Genomic DNA, 15,828 nt, shown 5'->3' on the forward strand with positions numbered 1-15,828 from the left:
GGGTTTCCGGGGGGGTGGGTTGGCTGGTAATTTCTGGTGGGGTTTCCGGGGGGGTGGTGGGTAGGGGCGCAAGGGTGAGGGTGGTGGGAATGCGATCGCTCAAAGGCCCGGCATAGCTGACAATGCAGTTTTGTAGCACCTCTTCCCCACCGCTACGGCAGGCAATGCCTGCACTGCGATAGCCCACATCAAAGAGGGCTTGACGACGGGAGCGATCGCGGTTGCCATCGTCAATGATCAATTTCGCCACCAGCATTAAGGGGCTGCGAAAACCGCTGGCACTTTGGGCAAAAATCCCTTGCTCCTGGGCTAATACCACCCCGTTGGCGGCTTGGTTGACCAAACCTTGGGCGGATTGGGACAGATTGGGGGAAACTTCTAAGGGGAGGGCGGGCCGCAGGGTACGGAGAACGGCGATCGCCTCATCTAACGCCGCTAAACCCTCTTGAGTCATCACCGGATTTTCACCGGGCAAGCTCATCTCAGTAGCACTGTAGTATCCCCGCAACCCTTCAAGCCAAAGGGCATAACGGCGGGGATTGGTTCGTGCTCGGTTTAACTCTTGGAGCACTTTATATTCCAAAACAGACAGAGTGGAATTGGGGTCAAAACTTCCTGGGGCTTGGGCTAGGGTATCCGCCTCAGACTGGGCAAAGGCCGGTGCTCCGAGGGTCAGGAACCCCCAAGCAATCAAACCACTAGTAAGGGTAAAGGTACAACGACGAAGAAACAACATAGGAATTGTCAGGAATTTTCCAGTAAACAGTAACAATAACCGGAACGCCTCAAGAAACGTTCATCAACAACGTACCCAATCTTAGCGAGATCAGTGGAGGGGCGTGGGAAAACCCGAGGGTAATTCAGGTAAAATTCTGCCCCGATTCCCCCAGGGTAATCCCGCAACGGAGTTCCTCCGGCATGGGGTAAGATTGGGGGGAATTTCTCCACGTGGGCCATTGCGGCAATCCCCATAGCACTCATGTTAATGGTTGAAGAATCCAATCTCTTTTGGTTTGGCTTAGTTCTCTGGTTGGGAGGGACAGCGTTTTTCCTGAGTTTATTGGGGGGAAATAAAAACACCCCATCCTCAGCAGCAACATCGTCTGCCGCTCCACCGGATTCATCCCCCTTACCGCCGCTGGCCTTGGACTGTACCTATCGCTTTGATGAAATTTTGAGCGATCGCCTCAAACAAGCCAAGATCTTCACCTGGAACCAGTTTCAACGCAAAGGCGGTCTCACGCCCCTCCATCTTAAGCAACTGCGTCAAGGCCATTTAGACAAGCTCAGTTTTGGCGAACTGAAGCGGGTGGCCACCCTCCTCAATTGGAGTTTAGAGGAACTCTTCCAAACCTATGGGATCACATTCCCCTCCCTCGGTCAAGCCTTCCAAGAGGTGGCCAAACTCCATGAACAGGGCCAACAACTCTACAACGAAAAAGTCACGCTGGAGATGGATTTAAGCACGGCCCAAACCAGTTTGGCGATCGTCCGTCAGGATTTGGCCACCAGCCAAGAACGGGTCGAACTCCTTGAAACGGAGTTAGAGCGCCGGGAGCAGCATTGGCAAACCACCGTTGAAGATGCCAACAACCAAGTGATCCAGCTTCAGCAGCAATGCCGCCGCCTCCGGGCCGAGGTGCAACAGCAGCGGGATCAACTCACCCTCGAATTCCAACAGGAAACCTTCGCCCTACTTCAAACCCTCTTAATGAATTTCCCCACCGCCACAGTAATGGCAGAAGTGAAGCCCAATCTCCCCGCCCGCAATGTCGTCGCCTTATTTGGCCCCCTCAAATCCCTCCTAGAGCAGTGGGACTATCAACCCATTGGCGAAGCCTGGGGACAGGTGTTCTTTGACCCCCAACTACACCAAGCCGATAGCCCCGATATCCGTGAGGGGGAATTGGTCTATGTGCGGTTTGTCGGCTATCGGGATGGGGAGCAGATCCTCTGTCCCGCTAAGGTGAGCCGCAGTCTGCCCCGCGCTTAATGATGGCTTAATCCTTCAGTCGTTCCAGCATGGATGGGCGTAGGGGCGAAAAATTTTTCGCCCCTACTCGACTATGCCTTTACCCAATGTTTTTGCAGTGCTGCCAGCAGTTTCGGGGCCTGGATTGGCTTACCCATAAAATCTGTGGCCCCCACCATTTTCGCCCGCACCCGATCCACTAACCCATCATTGCTGGTGAGGATCACCACCGGCAGATTTTTAAACTGGGCAACGCGGCGAATTTGGCTACAAATTTCATAGCCATTGGCAATGGGCATCATCAGGTCTAAAAAGACAAAATCCGGTTTGTGTTGGAGGAGGGTGGGCAGGGCTTGGACGGCTTCTTGCACCCAAATCACCCGATAGCCCGCTTCCCCGAGAATTTCCTCCAAGGTGCGGCCAATTTGGGGGCTGTCATCAATGCAGATCACTACGCCCTTGGTGTCGCCGGCAGGGGAGACTGGGCATACTGGGGGGGCTGGGGCGGTGGGAGGAGCGCCGAGATCGGGGACTTCACTTAAGCCCATGGCCTGCTGCCGAACGTAGGGCAGGAGCGATCGCGTCAACGCCAGTAAATCTTTTTTGAGCAACACCGCCAAATCCCGGAGCGTCCGCTTGCCGTTAATTAACTCCGCTAACTGTTGGTAGCTCTTGGGGGGGAGGGTGGCTTGCAGTTGGTTGTGGTTTTTAACGATTGGGGCCAAGTTGGGGGAACAGAGGGCTAGGCCCGCTTGGGCCCATTGGCTCCAGAGGTTTTGGGTTTGGGTGAGCGCTCCGTCAATTTCCAGGGTCCAATTGCGGGGCAAAATGCCGGTGTCAGCGGTGGAGGGGCGCACCCCTAAGCGGGGCGCACCCCTAAGCGGGGCGTGATCCGCAGCCACTCCGTTGGGACTTCGGGATGGGGGGGGGATTGCTCAATGGCGGCCCCTAGGGCGGTGAGTTGGATCGCTTGGAGAATTTCAAATAGAACTTCTGTGACAACCCCTTCAATCATGGCCATGACGGTTTCATTGTCCGCCAGTTGCCGTTTGGCCAAGAGGGTAAGGATTTGGTAATCCCAGCATTCAAAGTGATCACCTTGGCGAATTTTTACCTCCGCCGCTGTGTTGCTGAGTTGGTTCGAGAGCAGTTGTCGTCGCCACCGCCGCAGGGGATGGCGGCCACCCGTGGCCCAAGCCAAGCGTCCGAGGGCGAGGTAAATGCTCCAGGTTTGTTTGGGGGCAATGGTGATATCGAGGCGGCCGGTGAACTGATGCTGCTCAAAGTTGATCAGCTGCGATCGCAGGCTAGCCCCAACAATCACAGCGCTGTGGGTGGTTTGGTGATTGTCCACAGATGCGGATAATGGCAGAGAACCAGGCTGCTCCATGGCAACGGATCGATGCAAGTAGGTGGTGCGGAGAGTTGTATTCACGAATCATTCTCGGTCAGATGCAATGATACTTTGAAGCCCCATGTTAATAATCCTAACGCTAAAGTTCGTAAACTTGTCAAAAAGAAAGTAACGATATGTAAACAGATTGTAATATTTTTGGGATTAAGAAGGGTTAATCCCATTGATGGGAATGGCCGCCATTTAAGGCCCCAGAGTTAGGGAAGGCAGATCCAGAATCGGGGTTAGATTTTTGGCGGACTTGGCCCATCGAGATTTGCTGCCATCGGGGATCAACCGGAGGAACAGGTTCAGCGAAATTAGCGCATTGAGAGGGTCTACCCCCTGATGAGCTTAGGTTTAACCGGGATCTTGATCCATGGGTTTCTAGGATCTGGGAGCCATTTGGTGGCTTGGATTGGGGTCAAAAATGAGCGAAAAGTTGCTGATTTTGAGAGGAGCCACTGGGCCAATTTTCACGGCATCGCTTCCCCTAAATACCGGCCATTCAGACTTAAACAATCCGTAAAATTGAGGATTGATTGCTGTAAATTAAATGGGACAAGATCCGCAAATTTTCTGATGGGAGATGGTTTTAAAAGTGAAAGTTTAAAGGATAGGTAAAGTTGAAGGTTTTTTAAGGCAAGAATTCAGTTGATTTTACCAAAGCTTTACAATTTTCCCCCTAGAGCCACTCAGGGAGGGCGACGGGGCGATCGCAATATGCCACAATGGGAGACGCTGAAAATTTGTTGAAAACCGCCCTACCCCGATGACCGTTACTCCCCAAGCCCCCCCCAAACCAGCCACCCGCCGCCTTGTTTTTCCCTTCACGGCGATTGTCGGCCAGGAAGAAATGAAGTTGGCCCTGCTGTTAAATGTCATTGACCCCAAAATTGGCGGGGTGATGATCATGGGCGATCGCGGCACCGGGAAATCCACCACGATCCGCGCCCTAGCGGATTTATTGCCAGAAATTCCCGTCGTTGAGCATGATCCCTTTAATAGCGATCCCCAAAACCCTGAATTAATGGGGGATGAAGCCCGCCACCATTACGAACAGGGGGAACCTCTCCCGACAACGACGATGAAAGTCCCCATGGTGGATCTGCCCTTGGGGGCCACGGAAGATCGCGTCTGCGGCACGATTGACATTGAAAAAGCCCTCTCCGAAGGGGTCAAGGCCTTTGAGCCGGGGCTGCTGGCTAAGGCCAATCGCGGCATCCTTTATGTGGATGAGGTGAACTTGCTCGATGATCATTTAGTGGATGTGCTCCTGGATTCCGCCGCCAGTGGTTGGAATACCGTGGAGCGAGAGGGGATTTCGATCCGCCATCCGGCTCGGTTTGTGTTGGTGGGTTCCGGGAACCCGGAGGAAGGGGAATTGCGCCCCCAACTCTTGGATCGCTTCGGGATGCACGCCGAGATTCGCACCGTTAAACAGCCGGCCCTCAGGGTGGAAATTGTCGAACAACGCTCCGCCTTTGACCAAGATCCCGCCGGTTTCTATCAACACCACATCACTGAGCAGGAGGCCCTGCAAGCAAAAATTGTCCAAGCCCAGGAGCGTTTGCCCCAGGTGAACCTGGATTATGATCTGCGGGTGGGGATTTCTGAGGTTTGTTCTGAGTTGGATGTGGATGGGCTGCGGGGGGATATTGTCACGAACCGGGCCGCAAAGGCGATCGCCGCCCTCGAAGGTCGCACCACTGTCACCCTTGATGATATTCGCCGGGTTGTCACCCTCTGCCTGCGCCATCGTCTCCGCAAAGACCCCCTGGAATCCATTGATTCCGGTTATAAAGTGGAGAAAGCCTTTAACCGTGTGTTCGGCGTAGAGGCAGAGGCAAACGGCTAAGGAGGCGATCGCCCATGGCTCCAGAGCCAATTATTCAACTGCGCAACGTCACCAAACGGTTTGGGAACAGCGTGATTCTCAATGGGGTAGATTTAGACATCTACCCCGGCGAGGCTCTGGCGATCATTGGCCCCTCCGGCACGGGGAAATCGACGATTTTACGCATTATTGCCGGACTGCTCGAACCCGATAGCGGCGAAATTTACATTAAGGGCCAGCGGCGCAAAGGATTAATCGAAGACCACCCCGACCCGATTACGATCAGCATGGTGTTTCAGCAGGCGGCCCTGTTTGACTCCCTGACGGTGGCGGAAAATGTTGGGTTTAGCCTGTTTCAACATTCACGGCTACCGGCAGCCACCATTGAGCAGTTGGTGCGGGAGCGGTTGGCGTTGGTGGGGTTGGGGGATATTGGCGATCGCTTCCCTGCCCAGCTTTCCGGGGGGATGAAAAAACGGGTCAGTTTTGCCCGCGCCATTATGATCAACCCGGAAAACCCGGCCCATAACCCAGAGGTGATCCTCTACGATGAACCCACCGCCGGCCTCGACCCCATCGCCTCAACGGTGATTGAAGACCTGGTGCGCCATCTCCAGCGGGATACCGGGAACTGTGACACCTATGTGATGGTCACGCACCAAGACAGTACGATCCGACGCACCGCTGACCGGGTGATTTTTTTATTTGGCGGCCAGGTGCAATGGGATGGGCCGGTGACGGAGATTGATCACACACCGAACCCTTTAGTGCGGCAGTTTTTCAGCGCTAGCATTGAAGGGCCGATCCCAATTATTGCTTAGGATCAAAAACCTGAAAAAATCCCTAGGGCTGATGCCATCCCTTGAAATTGGCTTAGGATTGATCTGTTGTGAGGAGATGCCCCGATGCGATCGCGAACCCTTCGAGAAGGCTCCATTGGCCTGTTTATCCTAATGGGCGTGGCCCTGTTTGGTCTATTGATCCTGTGGTTGCGCGGTGTCCGATTTAGCCGGGATAGTTACACGATCTACATCGAATTGAGCGACAGTAACGGTATGATCGTCGGCGGCGCGGTGCGCTACCGGGGCGTGAAGGTGGGGACGATTGAGGAACTCACCCCAACAACCAACGGCATTGAAGCCAGGGTGTTAATTTCCCCCGCTGATTTGCTGATGTCGAAAAATGCCCAGGTGGAGGCGAACCAATCGGGGCTGATTAGCGAAACCACCATTGATATCACCCCCTTAAGCCAGGTTCCCAACCCGGATCAACTGCCCTCCCCCTTGAGCCGCCGCTGTAACCGGGAAATGGTGATCTGTAATGGCGATCGCCTCCAAGGGGTGACAGGCATTAGCTTCAACGCCGCCATCCGCAGCACGATCCGCCTCAGTGAACGGCTCACCGACCCCGAATTTTTCGACAATATTACCGACCTCACCAGCAATGCCAGCCTTGCCGCCGCCCAAGTCGCAGCTTTGGGCGCAGAGTTAACGCGGCTCTCCCAATCGGTACGGGGGGAATTAGGGGTAGTTTCCACCACAGCCAACAGTTTTTCCACCACGGCCCAAGATCTCTCCATCGCCGCCCGCGACATTACCACCATCGCCGCCACCTCCGCTCGTCAGATCAACAGCACCGTCGCCGCCTACGAAGGCACAGCCGAAGAACTCAATGCCCTCGCGGGTAATATCAATGGGCTGATTGCGGAAAATCAAGCCAATATTGGTACAACCCTCAATAGTATTAGCTCCACCAGCAATGAATTAACGGTTTTAATTCGCAACTTCAACACCACATTAGAATCCGCAGATACCCGCGAGCTATTGGATAATTTGGAACTCCTCACCGCCAACGCCGCCGAAGCATCCAATGCTTTAAAAACCGCCGCCGATGCCTTTAACGATCCCACCACGATCTTGACGCTGCAACGGACGATGAACGCCGCCCGGGCCACCTTTGAAAACACTCAAAAAATTACCGCCGATCTCGATGAACTGACGGGAAACCCTAGCTTTCGGCGGGATATTGAGCGGTTGATTCGGGGTTTGAGTGGTTTGGTTTCTTCAACCCAAGAGTTAGAACAACAGATCGGTATTGCCCAACAGTTACAACTTGATGCTGAGGCCATTGAGGCGGCCAACGCTACCGTTGAGGTTCCCCAGGGGGATGAGCCAATTTTGCGATCGCCCTCCCCCGAAGCCCGACGACGGGCCGCCGTCCAGGTCTTTACCGAACCCTAAACCGGATTGCAACTGTACTGGCGAGCCACCTGCACCATAATGTTATCCACACCATTCACCAAGACCTGCCCTGTTTGGCCGGGATGGTTTACCACTACGCTGACAATTAATGTCCCAAATTGGGCATGATCCACATAACCCGATAGGGCGCGTACCCCATTGAGTGTGCCGGTTTTGGCGTGAACGATACCAAAGGCGGGGGTAGCGCGGAGGCGATTGGTGAGCGTACCGCTTTGGCCCGCAACGGGGAGGGAGCGTAAAAAGACATCATAGCCATAGCCCATTGCATGCATTCCCCGCAGGGTGGTGGCGATCGCCCTCGGTGTAGCGAGGTTTTGGCGGGATAACCCCGAACCATCCACCTGCCGGAAAGCCCCCCGATTTACCCCCAAGGGTTCCAAGGCATTTTGGATTGCGGCTGCCCCCCCAATACCGCGAAACAAGGTATCAGCATAGGCATTATTGCTCACCTGGTTGGTGGTATAAACCCAGCTACTGAGGTTGGTGGATTGGATGGGAGAACGGGGATCAAAAAGTTGGAGGGCGGCGGCGGTGGTGAAGAGTTTGATATTCGAGGCGGGAATAAAAAACTCATCGGCATTACGACTGTACAAAACTTCACCCGTGGCCAGGCTTTCAACGTAAACGCCCCATTTGCCATTGCGGTGGGCCGGTTGCTGCAAAATACTGTTGATGTTGTTGCTCATTTGGGCCATGCAGGCCGCAGGCATCACCGCAGTTTGGGCGGAGGGAATAGGGAGGGGCGGTTCTGGGCTGATCTGCACCGCATCAACGGCGTAGGCTTCCGGTTGAGGATTGGCGATCGCCATCGGAGCCATTCCTCCCGTCAACATCAGGCAAGTTAACGCAAAGCCACTGGCTTGTGAACGATTGAACATCGGAAAAATCTCAAGAGTGTGAAGAATTTTGTGATCATACACCACAGTTGAGACGTTAATGCTATGGGATGGTTGCAGGGGGAAGGAAAGAGGATAGAGAAGTAGAGAAGAGAGGAAAGAGTCAGGTTTAATGCTCTCCCCCACTTCCTACTTCCTACCCCTCACTCATCACTCCTCACCCCTCACCCGATCCTGAATCAAAATATAGGGCTGATTGTGGTTGCCGCTGTAGATTTGGGTGGGGCGGAAAATGCGGTTCGCGTCTAACTGTTCCCGCCAGTGGGCAAGCCAACCGGCCACACGGGCGATCGCAAAAATTGGCGTAAACAAATCCGTGGGAATCCGGAGCTTGCCATATACCAACCCTGAATAGAAATCCACATTGGCATAGATGCCCCGATGGCCGAGTTTTTCCTCCACCACTTTTTCCACTTCGAGGGCAATATCATAGAAATGGTCATGGCCCATTTGCTCAAAGAGGCGTTCGGCCAACTGCTGCAAAATCGTTGCTCGCGGGTCTTTCACCTTATAAACCCGGTGGCCAAAACCCATGATCCGCTTTTTATTGGCAATGCAATCCTCAATATAGGGGCGAACATTTTCAATCGTGCCAATTTCCGCCAACATTGTCATCACTTCCTCATTGGCTCCCCCATGGAGCGGCCCCGCCAAGGTTCCCACCGCTGAGGCCACCACCGCGTAGGGGTCGGTCATCGTCGAAGCCGTCACCATAGCGGAAAAGGTGGAGGCGTTGATCGTATGTTCCGCATGGAGGAGCAAACAGACATCAAAAACACGGGCGGCGATCGTATCGGGAACCCGCTCGGTCAACATATACAAAAAGTTGGTGGAATAATCTAGTTCATCATTGGGTTGAATCGGATCATTCCCTTTGCGCATCAATTGGAATGCCGCCACCATCGTCGGGATTTTGGCGAGCAACCGCACCACCGCTTGACGAATATATTGGGGATCATTCAGCGCCCGCCGAGAATAAAACAGCCCCAAGGCAGCGGCGGAGGTTTGGAGGGCATCCATGGGATGGCCCGACTCGGGAAAACATTTCATCATGTCCCGAATCCGGTATTTAATGCGGCGGTGATAGCGAATATCGGATTCAAAGGCGTTGAGTTCTTCCGCTGTGGGCAGATGCCCCCAAATTAATAAATACGCCGTTTCGAGAAATGTGCTTTTTTGGGCTAATTCTTCGACGGCAATGCCGCGATATTCCAAAATACCCTTCTGCCCATCAACATAACTAATGGCAGACTGGGCAGCAGGCACATTTTCTAAACCGGGGATATATTCGCAAGCGGTCATAATGTTTCCTTATCGGCGAGCACAAAGGATTCTCCAGTTAACTTACCCTATAATCGCGGCCCCGTGGTGAAGTGGAGATAAATTTTGATTGCGTTTTAATGCAATTTAATGCAATTGTGGTATGGGATACGGAATTTTATGCCGAAATGGCCTGGGATTAGACCCAGGATGGGAAGGGGGCGATGGGTACGCTGACGCGGATTGCAACGGAGAGGGTGGGATTTGAACCCACGGAAGCTTTCGCTTCACTCGATTTCAAGTCGAGCGCATTCGACCACTCTGCCACCTCTCCAAGGTTTTAATATCATATAGCAATCCTGAAGGATTCGTGAAGTCTCCTGTTCCCCTCGCCCGACCTGGGAGAGGGGCTGGGGGTGAGGGCTGTCCCTAGAGCAAGGGTTTTGCGTTTTGGATGGCGTTGTAGAGGGGTTGTTCCTGAGCGATCGCCCCTTGGGGAGTCACCCACACCAAGCGGGCGCGAGCGGATTTCCCCTCGATGAGCGTAACGAGGGAAAAACTGTGGTGGGTTTCCCCTGGGGTTTCCATCACCCGGGGTACTTGGGCGGCGTTGAGGTAGAGGGTTTCCCCTTGGGTATTGATGATGTCCCGGAGGCGATCGCGGCGATGGCGGAGGCGGTGGTGCATATGGCCAAAGGTGACGAGGGGGATCGCTTTCCCTTGGCGGCGGCCATGGGTAATGGCCAGGGTGAGATCCGGATCACCAAAATCGCCCCCAAGGGGGTTCCAATCTTTGCCACAGGTGGATTCTGGCTGATCCCCTAAGCCGTGGGGGCCATTGTGGGCGAGGAAAATTAACCGGGATTCGGTGGCGGCATCGACGGCGGCACAGAGGCGATCGCCCGATTCTGCCAAACTATGCACCCCATACCGCTGGGCATAAAACTGCTCATTAATCCATTTCGGCCCCCCCCAACTACAGGGCCGCCCCCCCACCACCGATAAGCCTAGATCCGCAAAATTCCGCACCCCATAGCCCACATGGGCCCCCCCCAACAAATCCAATTGTTGCTGTACCCGGTCTTCAAAGCGGTGATCATAGGGGGATTTTTTCCGACCCCAACTCGAAGCGGTGTACCAAGCATCATGATTTCCTAACACCGCTGCATAGGGGAGTTGGAGGCGACTAATGCAGCGCACCACCTCCACGGCTTCATTGCCAAAATCCCCTACAAACAAGACAAGATCGACCCCCAAAGCTTCGAGGGCTTGGTTATCGGTCATTGACCATTGGTGATGGATATCGCCAACAATGGCAATTTCAAGGCTGGCCCTGGGCATGGTGAGGAGCAAGTTTTCACTGACAAGATGGGGCCATTTTCCCCTAGTTTTGCCTCAGTTGCCACCATAACCTGGGGATCTGCGGGTCTTGATCTCAGCCGGATCTGGCGTGAATTCTAGACAATTTACCCTTCGTAACAATTCCGGGGGCGATCGCGCCATTGTGCCATCATGAAAAACATTGATTGTGACTTGACCCCGTGAATCCTATGGAACAGAAAACCGCCATCATCACCGGCGCATCCTCCGGCGTGGGCCTCTATGCTGCCAAAGCTTTGGCCCAACAGCCCAATTGGCACGTCGTCATGGCTTGCCGTGACCTCCAAAAAGCCGAAGCTGCTGCTCAATCCGTGGGGATACCGCGCGATCGCTACAGCCTCCTAGAAATCGATCTCGCCAACTTCCAAAGTGTCCGGGATTTTGTCAGCAAATATCGCAGCCTCAATCGGCCCCTCACCGCCCTGGTGTGCAATGCCGCCGTTTATTTCCCCCTCCTCAAGGAGCCAGAGCGCAATGCTGAGGGTTATGAATTGAGCGTTGCCACCAATCACCTCGGCCATTTCCTGCTCTGTAACTTGATGCTGGCGGATTTCAAACAATCCAACGCCACCGATAAACGCCTCGTGATCCTTGGAACCGTCACCGCCAACCCCAAAGAACTAGGCGGCAAAATTCCCATCCCCGCCCCCCCCGATTTAGGCGATCTCCAAGGCTTTAAAGACGGATTTAAATCCCCCATTGCCATGATCAACGGCAAAAAATTCAAATCCGGCAAAGCCTACAAAGACAGCAAACTCTGCAACGTCCTCACCATGCGGGAACTCCATCGCCGCTACCACGAAGCCACCGGCATCACCTTTAGTTCCCTTTACCCCGGCTGTGTCGCCGATACCCCCCTCTTCCGCAACCACTTTGCGCTCTTTCGCACCATCTTCCCCTGGTTCCAGAAGAACATCACGGGTGGCTACGTCACCCAGGAATTAGCTGGGGAAAGGGTTGCTGCCACCGTTTATGATCCCGAACTTAAGGAATCCGGGATCTACTGGAGTTGGGGCAACCGCCAAAAACCTGGCCGGCGCTCCTTTTCCCAAGAAATTTCCGACGAAGCCAGCGATACCGAAAAAGCCCAACTCCTTTGGGATCTCAGTCTCAAACTGGTGAACCTCGCCTAAAACCCCAAACATCAACCCCAAAATGGTAGGGGCGAAAAGTCTTCGCCCCTACGCCAATCTTGTTAGAAAAGGGTAGATCTCAGCTTAGATTTAGATGTTGTGGGATAACGACTGAAGTCGTTACTCCGAGCCTTGTTGTTGTTACGACGAGGGTTTAAATCATCGCATCGGGTAAGATCAGCATCGCATCCCCAAAGGAATAAAAACGATACTCTTCCGCTAAAGCCTCTTGATACAGACTCAATAACCGCTCGCGTCCCACCAAGGCACTGACCATCATCAATAAGCTTGATTTCGGCAAGTGAAAATTGGTGATCATCCCATCAATGATTTTCCATTCGTGGCCGGGATAAATAAACGTATCCAAAAATCCCTCAAAGGGTTCCGTTAAGAGTTTTTTCTTCCCGACTTTCTGCTGCTGGGCTGCTCCTTCAAGAGCACGGACGGAGGTCGTTCCCACCGCAATCACCCGCCCGCCTCGACTGCGGGTTTCTTTGATTTTGGCGACGGTTTCGGCACTGATGGTGGCCCATTCGGCGTGCATCTTGTGTTCCCGAATATCATCGGTTTCCACAGGCCGGAATGTTCCCACTCCGACGTGCAAGGTGAGGGAGGTTTGGTCAACCCCCAGAGCCGTTAGTTGGGCTAAGAGTTCCGGGGTGAAGTGCAGGCCGGCGGTAGGGGATGCCGCTGAACCTGTTTCTTTAGCATAAACAGTCTGGTATTGCTCGGGATCAGCCGTGGTTTCGGTGACATAGGGCGGAAAGGGAATATACCCCACCGCGTCTAACATTTGCTCCATGGTTTTCCCGGGGGGCAGGGTGAACTCCAAAATTCTCCCGCCTGTCGTAAAGTCCCGCTCAATGACTCTTCCCCAGAGGGAGGCATCATCGCTGCCTTCTTCTTTGGGGGTAAAGCAGACTTCAGTCCCCATTTTGAACCGTTTACCGGGTTTGACGAGGGCTAACCAGCAATTTTTCCGGACTTCTCGTAAGAGGAGGATTTCGACAGGTGCTCCCGTGGACTTACGGCCATAGAGCCGTGCAGGTAAAACTCGGGTGTTGTTCAACACCAGCAAGTCACCGGGTTTGAGCCAATCTGGCAGTTGGTGAAAATGTTGGTGTGCGTGGTGCGTGGGGGAATCGACCACAAGCAGACGCGATTGATCCCTTGGAGTTACGGGATTTTGAGCAATCCGCTCCGGAGGTAATTCGTACTGATAACTCGCGAGTATGTGATCTGTTATGGCCATTCGCTTTTATTAGTGGGGTGGTCAGTATTTTAGTGTCTATATCATCCTAATGCGGGGAGTCCCCCCCGTAAAAATACTGTCCGAAAAATTCGGATATCTGGAGATTGAACTAGAGGGGTGCCTCGGACTGATGGTTCAGAGGTTGGGTAGAGTCACCCATTATAGATCGGGGAACTCTCCCCTACACAGGGTGGGGCCGGTTGGAGACAATAGAGATAGACAAACCCCTAATGTAACGCCTGAGTGAGCCAAACGAATTATGTATTACCTCTATTTCTTCGCTAATGCCAGTTTAACCCTTCGCCTCGCTGAATTTTTGATCCAACGGCGATCGCTCTCTGTGGCTTTTGTGTCAGTGATTCATCAAATTGATGGTTGGGTCGTCCGTGTAAAACTTAATGATCCCATCTCGCCGCAGGAACATGGAGATTTCACCGCCTACATGAATGAGTTGGGGATTCCCTACACGCCGGACATTCATGTTCAGATGGCTCTGTGGAGTTTGGAGACGGGGCAGCCCCCTGTGGATGTGATGCGTCGTTATCAAGTCGCGGTGGTGTCCCACGGCGATCCAGACCGCACGGATATTGAGGCATTCCGCCGTCAGTTTACCCGTGGTTTGGGATATTGCCCTGAAACCTTAGCCTAAAGACTAGGGCCTGCATAGGGGTTTACGGACGCTGAGAGTAGCGTCCGTTTTTGCGGTTGGGGTGATGGGGATTGGGGATTTGGTAGGGGCGAAAAATTTCTGTGCCTACGGCAGGCTTACGCCAACGCCCCTACGACAGTCTTGCAGTGAGCGGATGGTTAGAACCAGCCTCGTTTGGCGAGGAGATAGTTTTTGAGGAAGTCTTCATCGGTCTGGGTGAGGTAGATGATCCCCTCCACAAGACCGATGACTCCAAAGACGGCGGCGGCAATGCCACAGGTCAAGATGCTCCCCAGTAGCATGATTAAGCCTTCGGTGGTGTAACCGAGGACGAATTTATGAACCCCAAGCGCACCAAGGAGGATTCCACAAACTCCGGCGGCGACTTTTTTGCTGTTGGCTTCGGATAGGGTAGGTTCTGGCATGATTGGTTATTTTCCGGCGTTAAGGTCTCTTGCGGGCAAGATAACAGGGGCAATGGATGGGATCGGGATTAGATTACAAGTCTTTAGATTTAGCGTCGTCGGGGACGATCGCGCCGCCTCTTGATGGCAAAGTAGACCAAGGCAAATCCCCCTTGGAGGCTGAGGATTAAACCATAGACTTTGAGCCACTCATTGACTTCTAGGGTGGAAAAGAGGCCAAAGCACCCCATGGCGAGGAGGGTGAGCAGGATTAAATAGGGGCGTTGGGTGGATTTGGAGGGGGCGATCGCCGCATCTTTCATGGCAAAGTCCAAACAGAGTTAAGGGGTGGAAAAATGGTCTAGCCATTGCTGGAGCGGAGCGTTGGCCATGGTGATGGCGAGATCTCCCGACTGGGCCAATGCCCATAATCTGGCCCCATGGTAAAGGATGACCACTAAGAACGTCAGCAGGGGAACCCGCTTTTTCCGTAACCATTGATTAAGGCCGGGATAGCGAATTTCTTGCTGGGTATAAAGCTCAATGGCGATATGGAGGGCAAAGCCAGCACAGGCGGCAAAGACGAGAGGGCCGAAAAGGTGAAAGGCGATCGCCCCTTCGAGATCCCCTTGGGCAAGAGCTAAAAAAGAGCGGGTCATGCCACAGCCGGGGCAGGGAATGCCGGTGAATTCTAAAATGGGGCAGAAGAGGGGGGAACTCCCTTGACTGTGGTTAAACCAATAGGCTCCCAAAAGGGGGGAAGTCACCAGGGATAGCCCTCCCATGCGTAAATACTTTTCCCGACGGGTGAGAGGGCGAGCATGGATGGGGGGTGTAATCATGGTGCGGCCAAATTTCATCCCAAAAATTGCCAGGAATTGCCTATGGGTTGGGGTACTACACCGATGGGGTTAGCTATCGGCTAAGTCTTGCCCCTCACTATCTTTCAAGTTGCCAGTGAGGATTTGAATAAAATCGATCAACGCCCAAATCCCACAACCGCCACAGGTCAAGAGTTGGACAATGCCAAGGGTGGTATAGCCCAGGTAAAAGCGATGAATCCCCAAATAACCCAGAAAGAAACAGAGCAAGGCAGCAGCAACTTTGGACTTAGGAGAATTACCATAGCAATAGAAGGGGGGCTAGTGATTTAAGCAACATCAGTATAGCCAAGGGTTTAGGGGCGGTGAACAAATGTCGCGAATGTTCACATTTTGTTCATGATGCACTATTTTGCAGCCCGTGAGGGGGGGGATGGCGCTCTCAAGGGAGATTGTTGGGGGTACGGAGAGGGGGGGATTCGAACCCCCGAAGAACTTGCATCCTTAACGGTTTTCGAGACCGTCGCATTCAACCACTCTGCCACCTCTCCAAGGGGCGTGGATATCCAG

Annotated in this window: 16 protein-coding genes, 2 tRNA genes and 1 pseudogene; 6 read left to right on the plus strand and 13 right to left on the minus strand. The window is 53.6% G+C overall.

Annotated elements, in window-relative coordinates:
* Nucleotides 1–736, minus strand: a 736-nt coding sequence (locus VB712_RS16935; RefSeq protein ID WP_323256857.1) for a hypothetical protein, incomplete at its 3' end; no start/stop codon positions are given.
* A 249-nt stretch (nucleotides 737–985) separates the two neighbouring features.
* Here VB712_RS16935 and VB712_RS16940 point away from each other — a divergent pair.
* Complete coding sequence (locus VB712_RS16940; RefSeq protein WP_323256859.1) at nucleotides 986–1,993, plus strand: hypothetical protein; 1,008 nt, start codon at nucleotides 986–988, stop codon at nucleotides 1,991–1,993.
* Between the two features lie 71 nt (nucleotides 1,994–2,064).
* Here the strand turns inward: VB712_RS16940 and VB712_RS16945 are convergent, their stop codons facing one another.
* Nucleotides 2,065–2,874 (minus strand): response regulator, encoded by an 810-nt coding sequence (locus VB712_RS16945; protein ID WP_323256861.1) that lies wholly within the window; start codon nucleotides 2,872–2,874, stop codon nucleotides 2,065–2,067.
* Complete coding sequence (locus VB712_RS16950; RefSeq protein WP_323256864.1) at nucleotides 2,832–3,407, minus strand: DUF4388 domain-containing protein; 576 nt, start codon at nucleotides 3,405–3,407, stop codon at nucleotides 2,832–2,834. The genes VB712_RS16945 and VB712_RS16950 overlap by 43 nt, the downstream gene beginning before the upstream one ends.
* A gap of 730 nt (nucleotides 3,408–4,137) precedes the next feature.
* Between VB712_RS16950 and bchI the strand changes: the two genes are divergently transcribed.
* The 3 genes from bchI (at nucleotide 4,138) to VB712_RS16965 (ending at nucleotide 7,442) form a co-directional block, all read left to right on the plus strand.
* The gene (gene bchI, locus VB712_RS16955; RefSeq protein ID WP_323256866.1) at nucleotides 4,138–5,223 is read left to right on the plus strand and encodes a magnesium chelatase ATPase subunit I; all 1,086 of its coding nucleotides are present in this window, start codon (nucleotides 4,138–4,140) and stop codon (nucleotides 5,221–5,223) included.
* 14 nt (nucleotides 5,224–5,237) lie between these two features.
* The gene (locus VB712_RS16960; RefSeq protein WP_323256868.1) at nucleotides 5,238–6,023 is read left to right on the plus strand and encodes an ABC transporter ATP-binding protein; all 786 of its coding nucleotides are present in this window, start codon (nucleotides 5,238–5,240) and stop codon (nucleotides 6,021–6,023) included.
* 84 nt (nucleotides 6,024–6,107) lie between these two features.
* Nucleotides 6,108–7,442, plus strand: a complete 1,335-nt coding sequence (locus VB712_RS16965; RefSeq protein WP_323256870.1) for an MlaD family protein — start codon at nucleotides 6,108–6,110, stop codon at nucleotides 7,440–7,442.
* Here the strand turns inward: VB712_RS16965 and VB712_RS16970 are convergent.
* The 4 genes from VB712_RS16970 to VB712_RS16985 form a co-directional block, all read right to left on the minus strand.
* A complete protein-coding gene (locus VB712_RS16970; protein WP_323256872.1) occupies nucleotides 7,439–8,341 on the minus strand; it encodes a D-alanyl-D-alanine carboxypeptidase in 903 nt (300 codons plus the stop codon). The genes VB712_RS16965 and VB712_RS16970 overlap by 4 nt on opposite strands.
* Before the next feature lie 168 nt (nucleotides 8,342–8,509).
* Complete coding sequence (locus VB712_RS16975; RefSeq protein ID WP_323256874.1) at nucleotides 8,510–9,661, minus strand: citrate synthase; 1,152 nt, start codon at nucleotides 9,659–9,661, stop codon at nucleotides 8,510–8,512.
* Nucleotides 9,662–9,868: 207 nt separating this feature from the next.
* Nucleotides 9,869–9,953, minus strand: a tRNA-Ser gene (locus VB712_RS16980).
* Nucleotides 9,954–10,048: 95 nt separating this feature from the next.
* Complete coding sequence (locus VB712_RS16985; RefSeq protein WP_323256876.1) at nucleotides 10,049–10,960, minus strand: TIGR04168 family protein; 912 nt, start codon at nucleotides 10,958–10,960, stop codon at nucleotides 10,049–10,051.
* Nucleotides 10,961–11,169: 209 nt separating this feature from the next.
* Here VB712_RS16985 and VB712_RS16990 point away from each other — a divergent pair, with 209 nt between their 5' ends.
* Nucleotides 11,170–12,132, plus strand: a complete 963-nt coding sequence (locus tag VB712_RS16990; protein ID WP_323256878.1) for a protochlorophyllide reductase — start codon at nucleotides 11,170–11,172, stop codon at nucleotides 12,130–12,132.
* 154 nt (nucleotides 12,133–12,286) lie between these two features.
* Here the strand turns inward: VB712_RS16990 and queA are convergent, their stop codons facing one another.
* Nucleotides 12,287–13,384: a tRNA preQ1(34) S-adenosylmethionine ribosyltransferase-isomerase QueA gene (gene queA, locus VB712_RS16995; RefSeq protein ID WP_323256880.1), complete on the minus strand. Its 1,098-nt coding sequence runs from the start codon at nucleotides 13,382–13,384 to the stop codon at nucleotides 12,287–12,289.
* A 259-nt stretch (nucleotides 13,385–13,643) separates the two neighbouring features.
* Between queA and VB712_RS17000 the strand changes: the two genes are divergently transcribed.
* Entirely contained in the window at nucleotides 13,644–14,033 is a 390-nt protein-coding gene (locus tag VB712_RS17000; protein ID WP_323256882.1) for a hypothetical protein, read from the plus strand.
* Between the two features lie 158 nt (nucleotides 14,034–14,191).
* On the opposite strand, the gene VB712_RS17005 is transcribed toward VB712_RS17000, so the two are convergent.
* The 5 genes and pseudogenes from VB712_RS17005 to VB712_RS17025 form a co-directional block, all read right to left on the minus strand.
* Nucleotides 14,192–14,458, minus strand: a complete 267-nt coding sequence (locus VB712_RS17005) for a TM2 domain-containing protein (RefSeq protein WP_323256884.1) — start codon at nucleotides 14,456–14,458, stop codon at nucleotides 14,192–14,194.
* A gap of 89 nt (nucleotides 14,459–14,547) precedes the next feature.
* Nucleotides 14,548–14,772: a hypothetical protein gene (locus VB712_RS17010; protein WP_323256886.1), complete on the minus strand. Its 225-nt coding sequence runs from the start codon at nucleotides 14,770–14,772 to the stop codon at nucleotides 14,548–14,550.
* Nucleotides 14,773–14,778: 6 nt separating this feature from the next.
* Nucleotides 14,779–15,279: a DUF2752 domain-containing protein gene (locus VB712_RS17015; protein WP_323256888.1), complete on the minus strand. Its 501-nt coding sequence runs from the start codon at nucleotides 15,277–15,279 to the stop codon at nucleotides 14,779–14,781.
* A gap of 69 nt (nucleotides 15,280–15,348) precedes the next feature.
* Nucleotides 15,349–15,540: pseudogene (locus VB712_RS17020) on the minus strand (TM2 domain-containing protein); the annotation flags it as partial.
* Nucleotides 15,541–15,722: 182 nt separating this feature from the next.
* Nucleotides 15,723–15,809 (minus strand) — tRNA-Ser (locus VB712_RS17025).
* Nucleotides 15,810–15,828: the final 19 nt, after the last annotated feature.

Origin of the sequence: Spirulina sp. CCNP1310 (genome assembly GCF_034932185.1) — a bacterium.
In the GTDB taxonomy this organism is placed as follows: Bacteria; Cyanobacteriota; Cyanobacteriia; order Cyanobacteriales; family Spirulinaceae; genus Spirulina.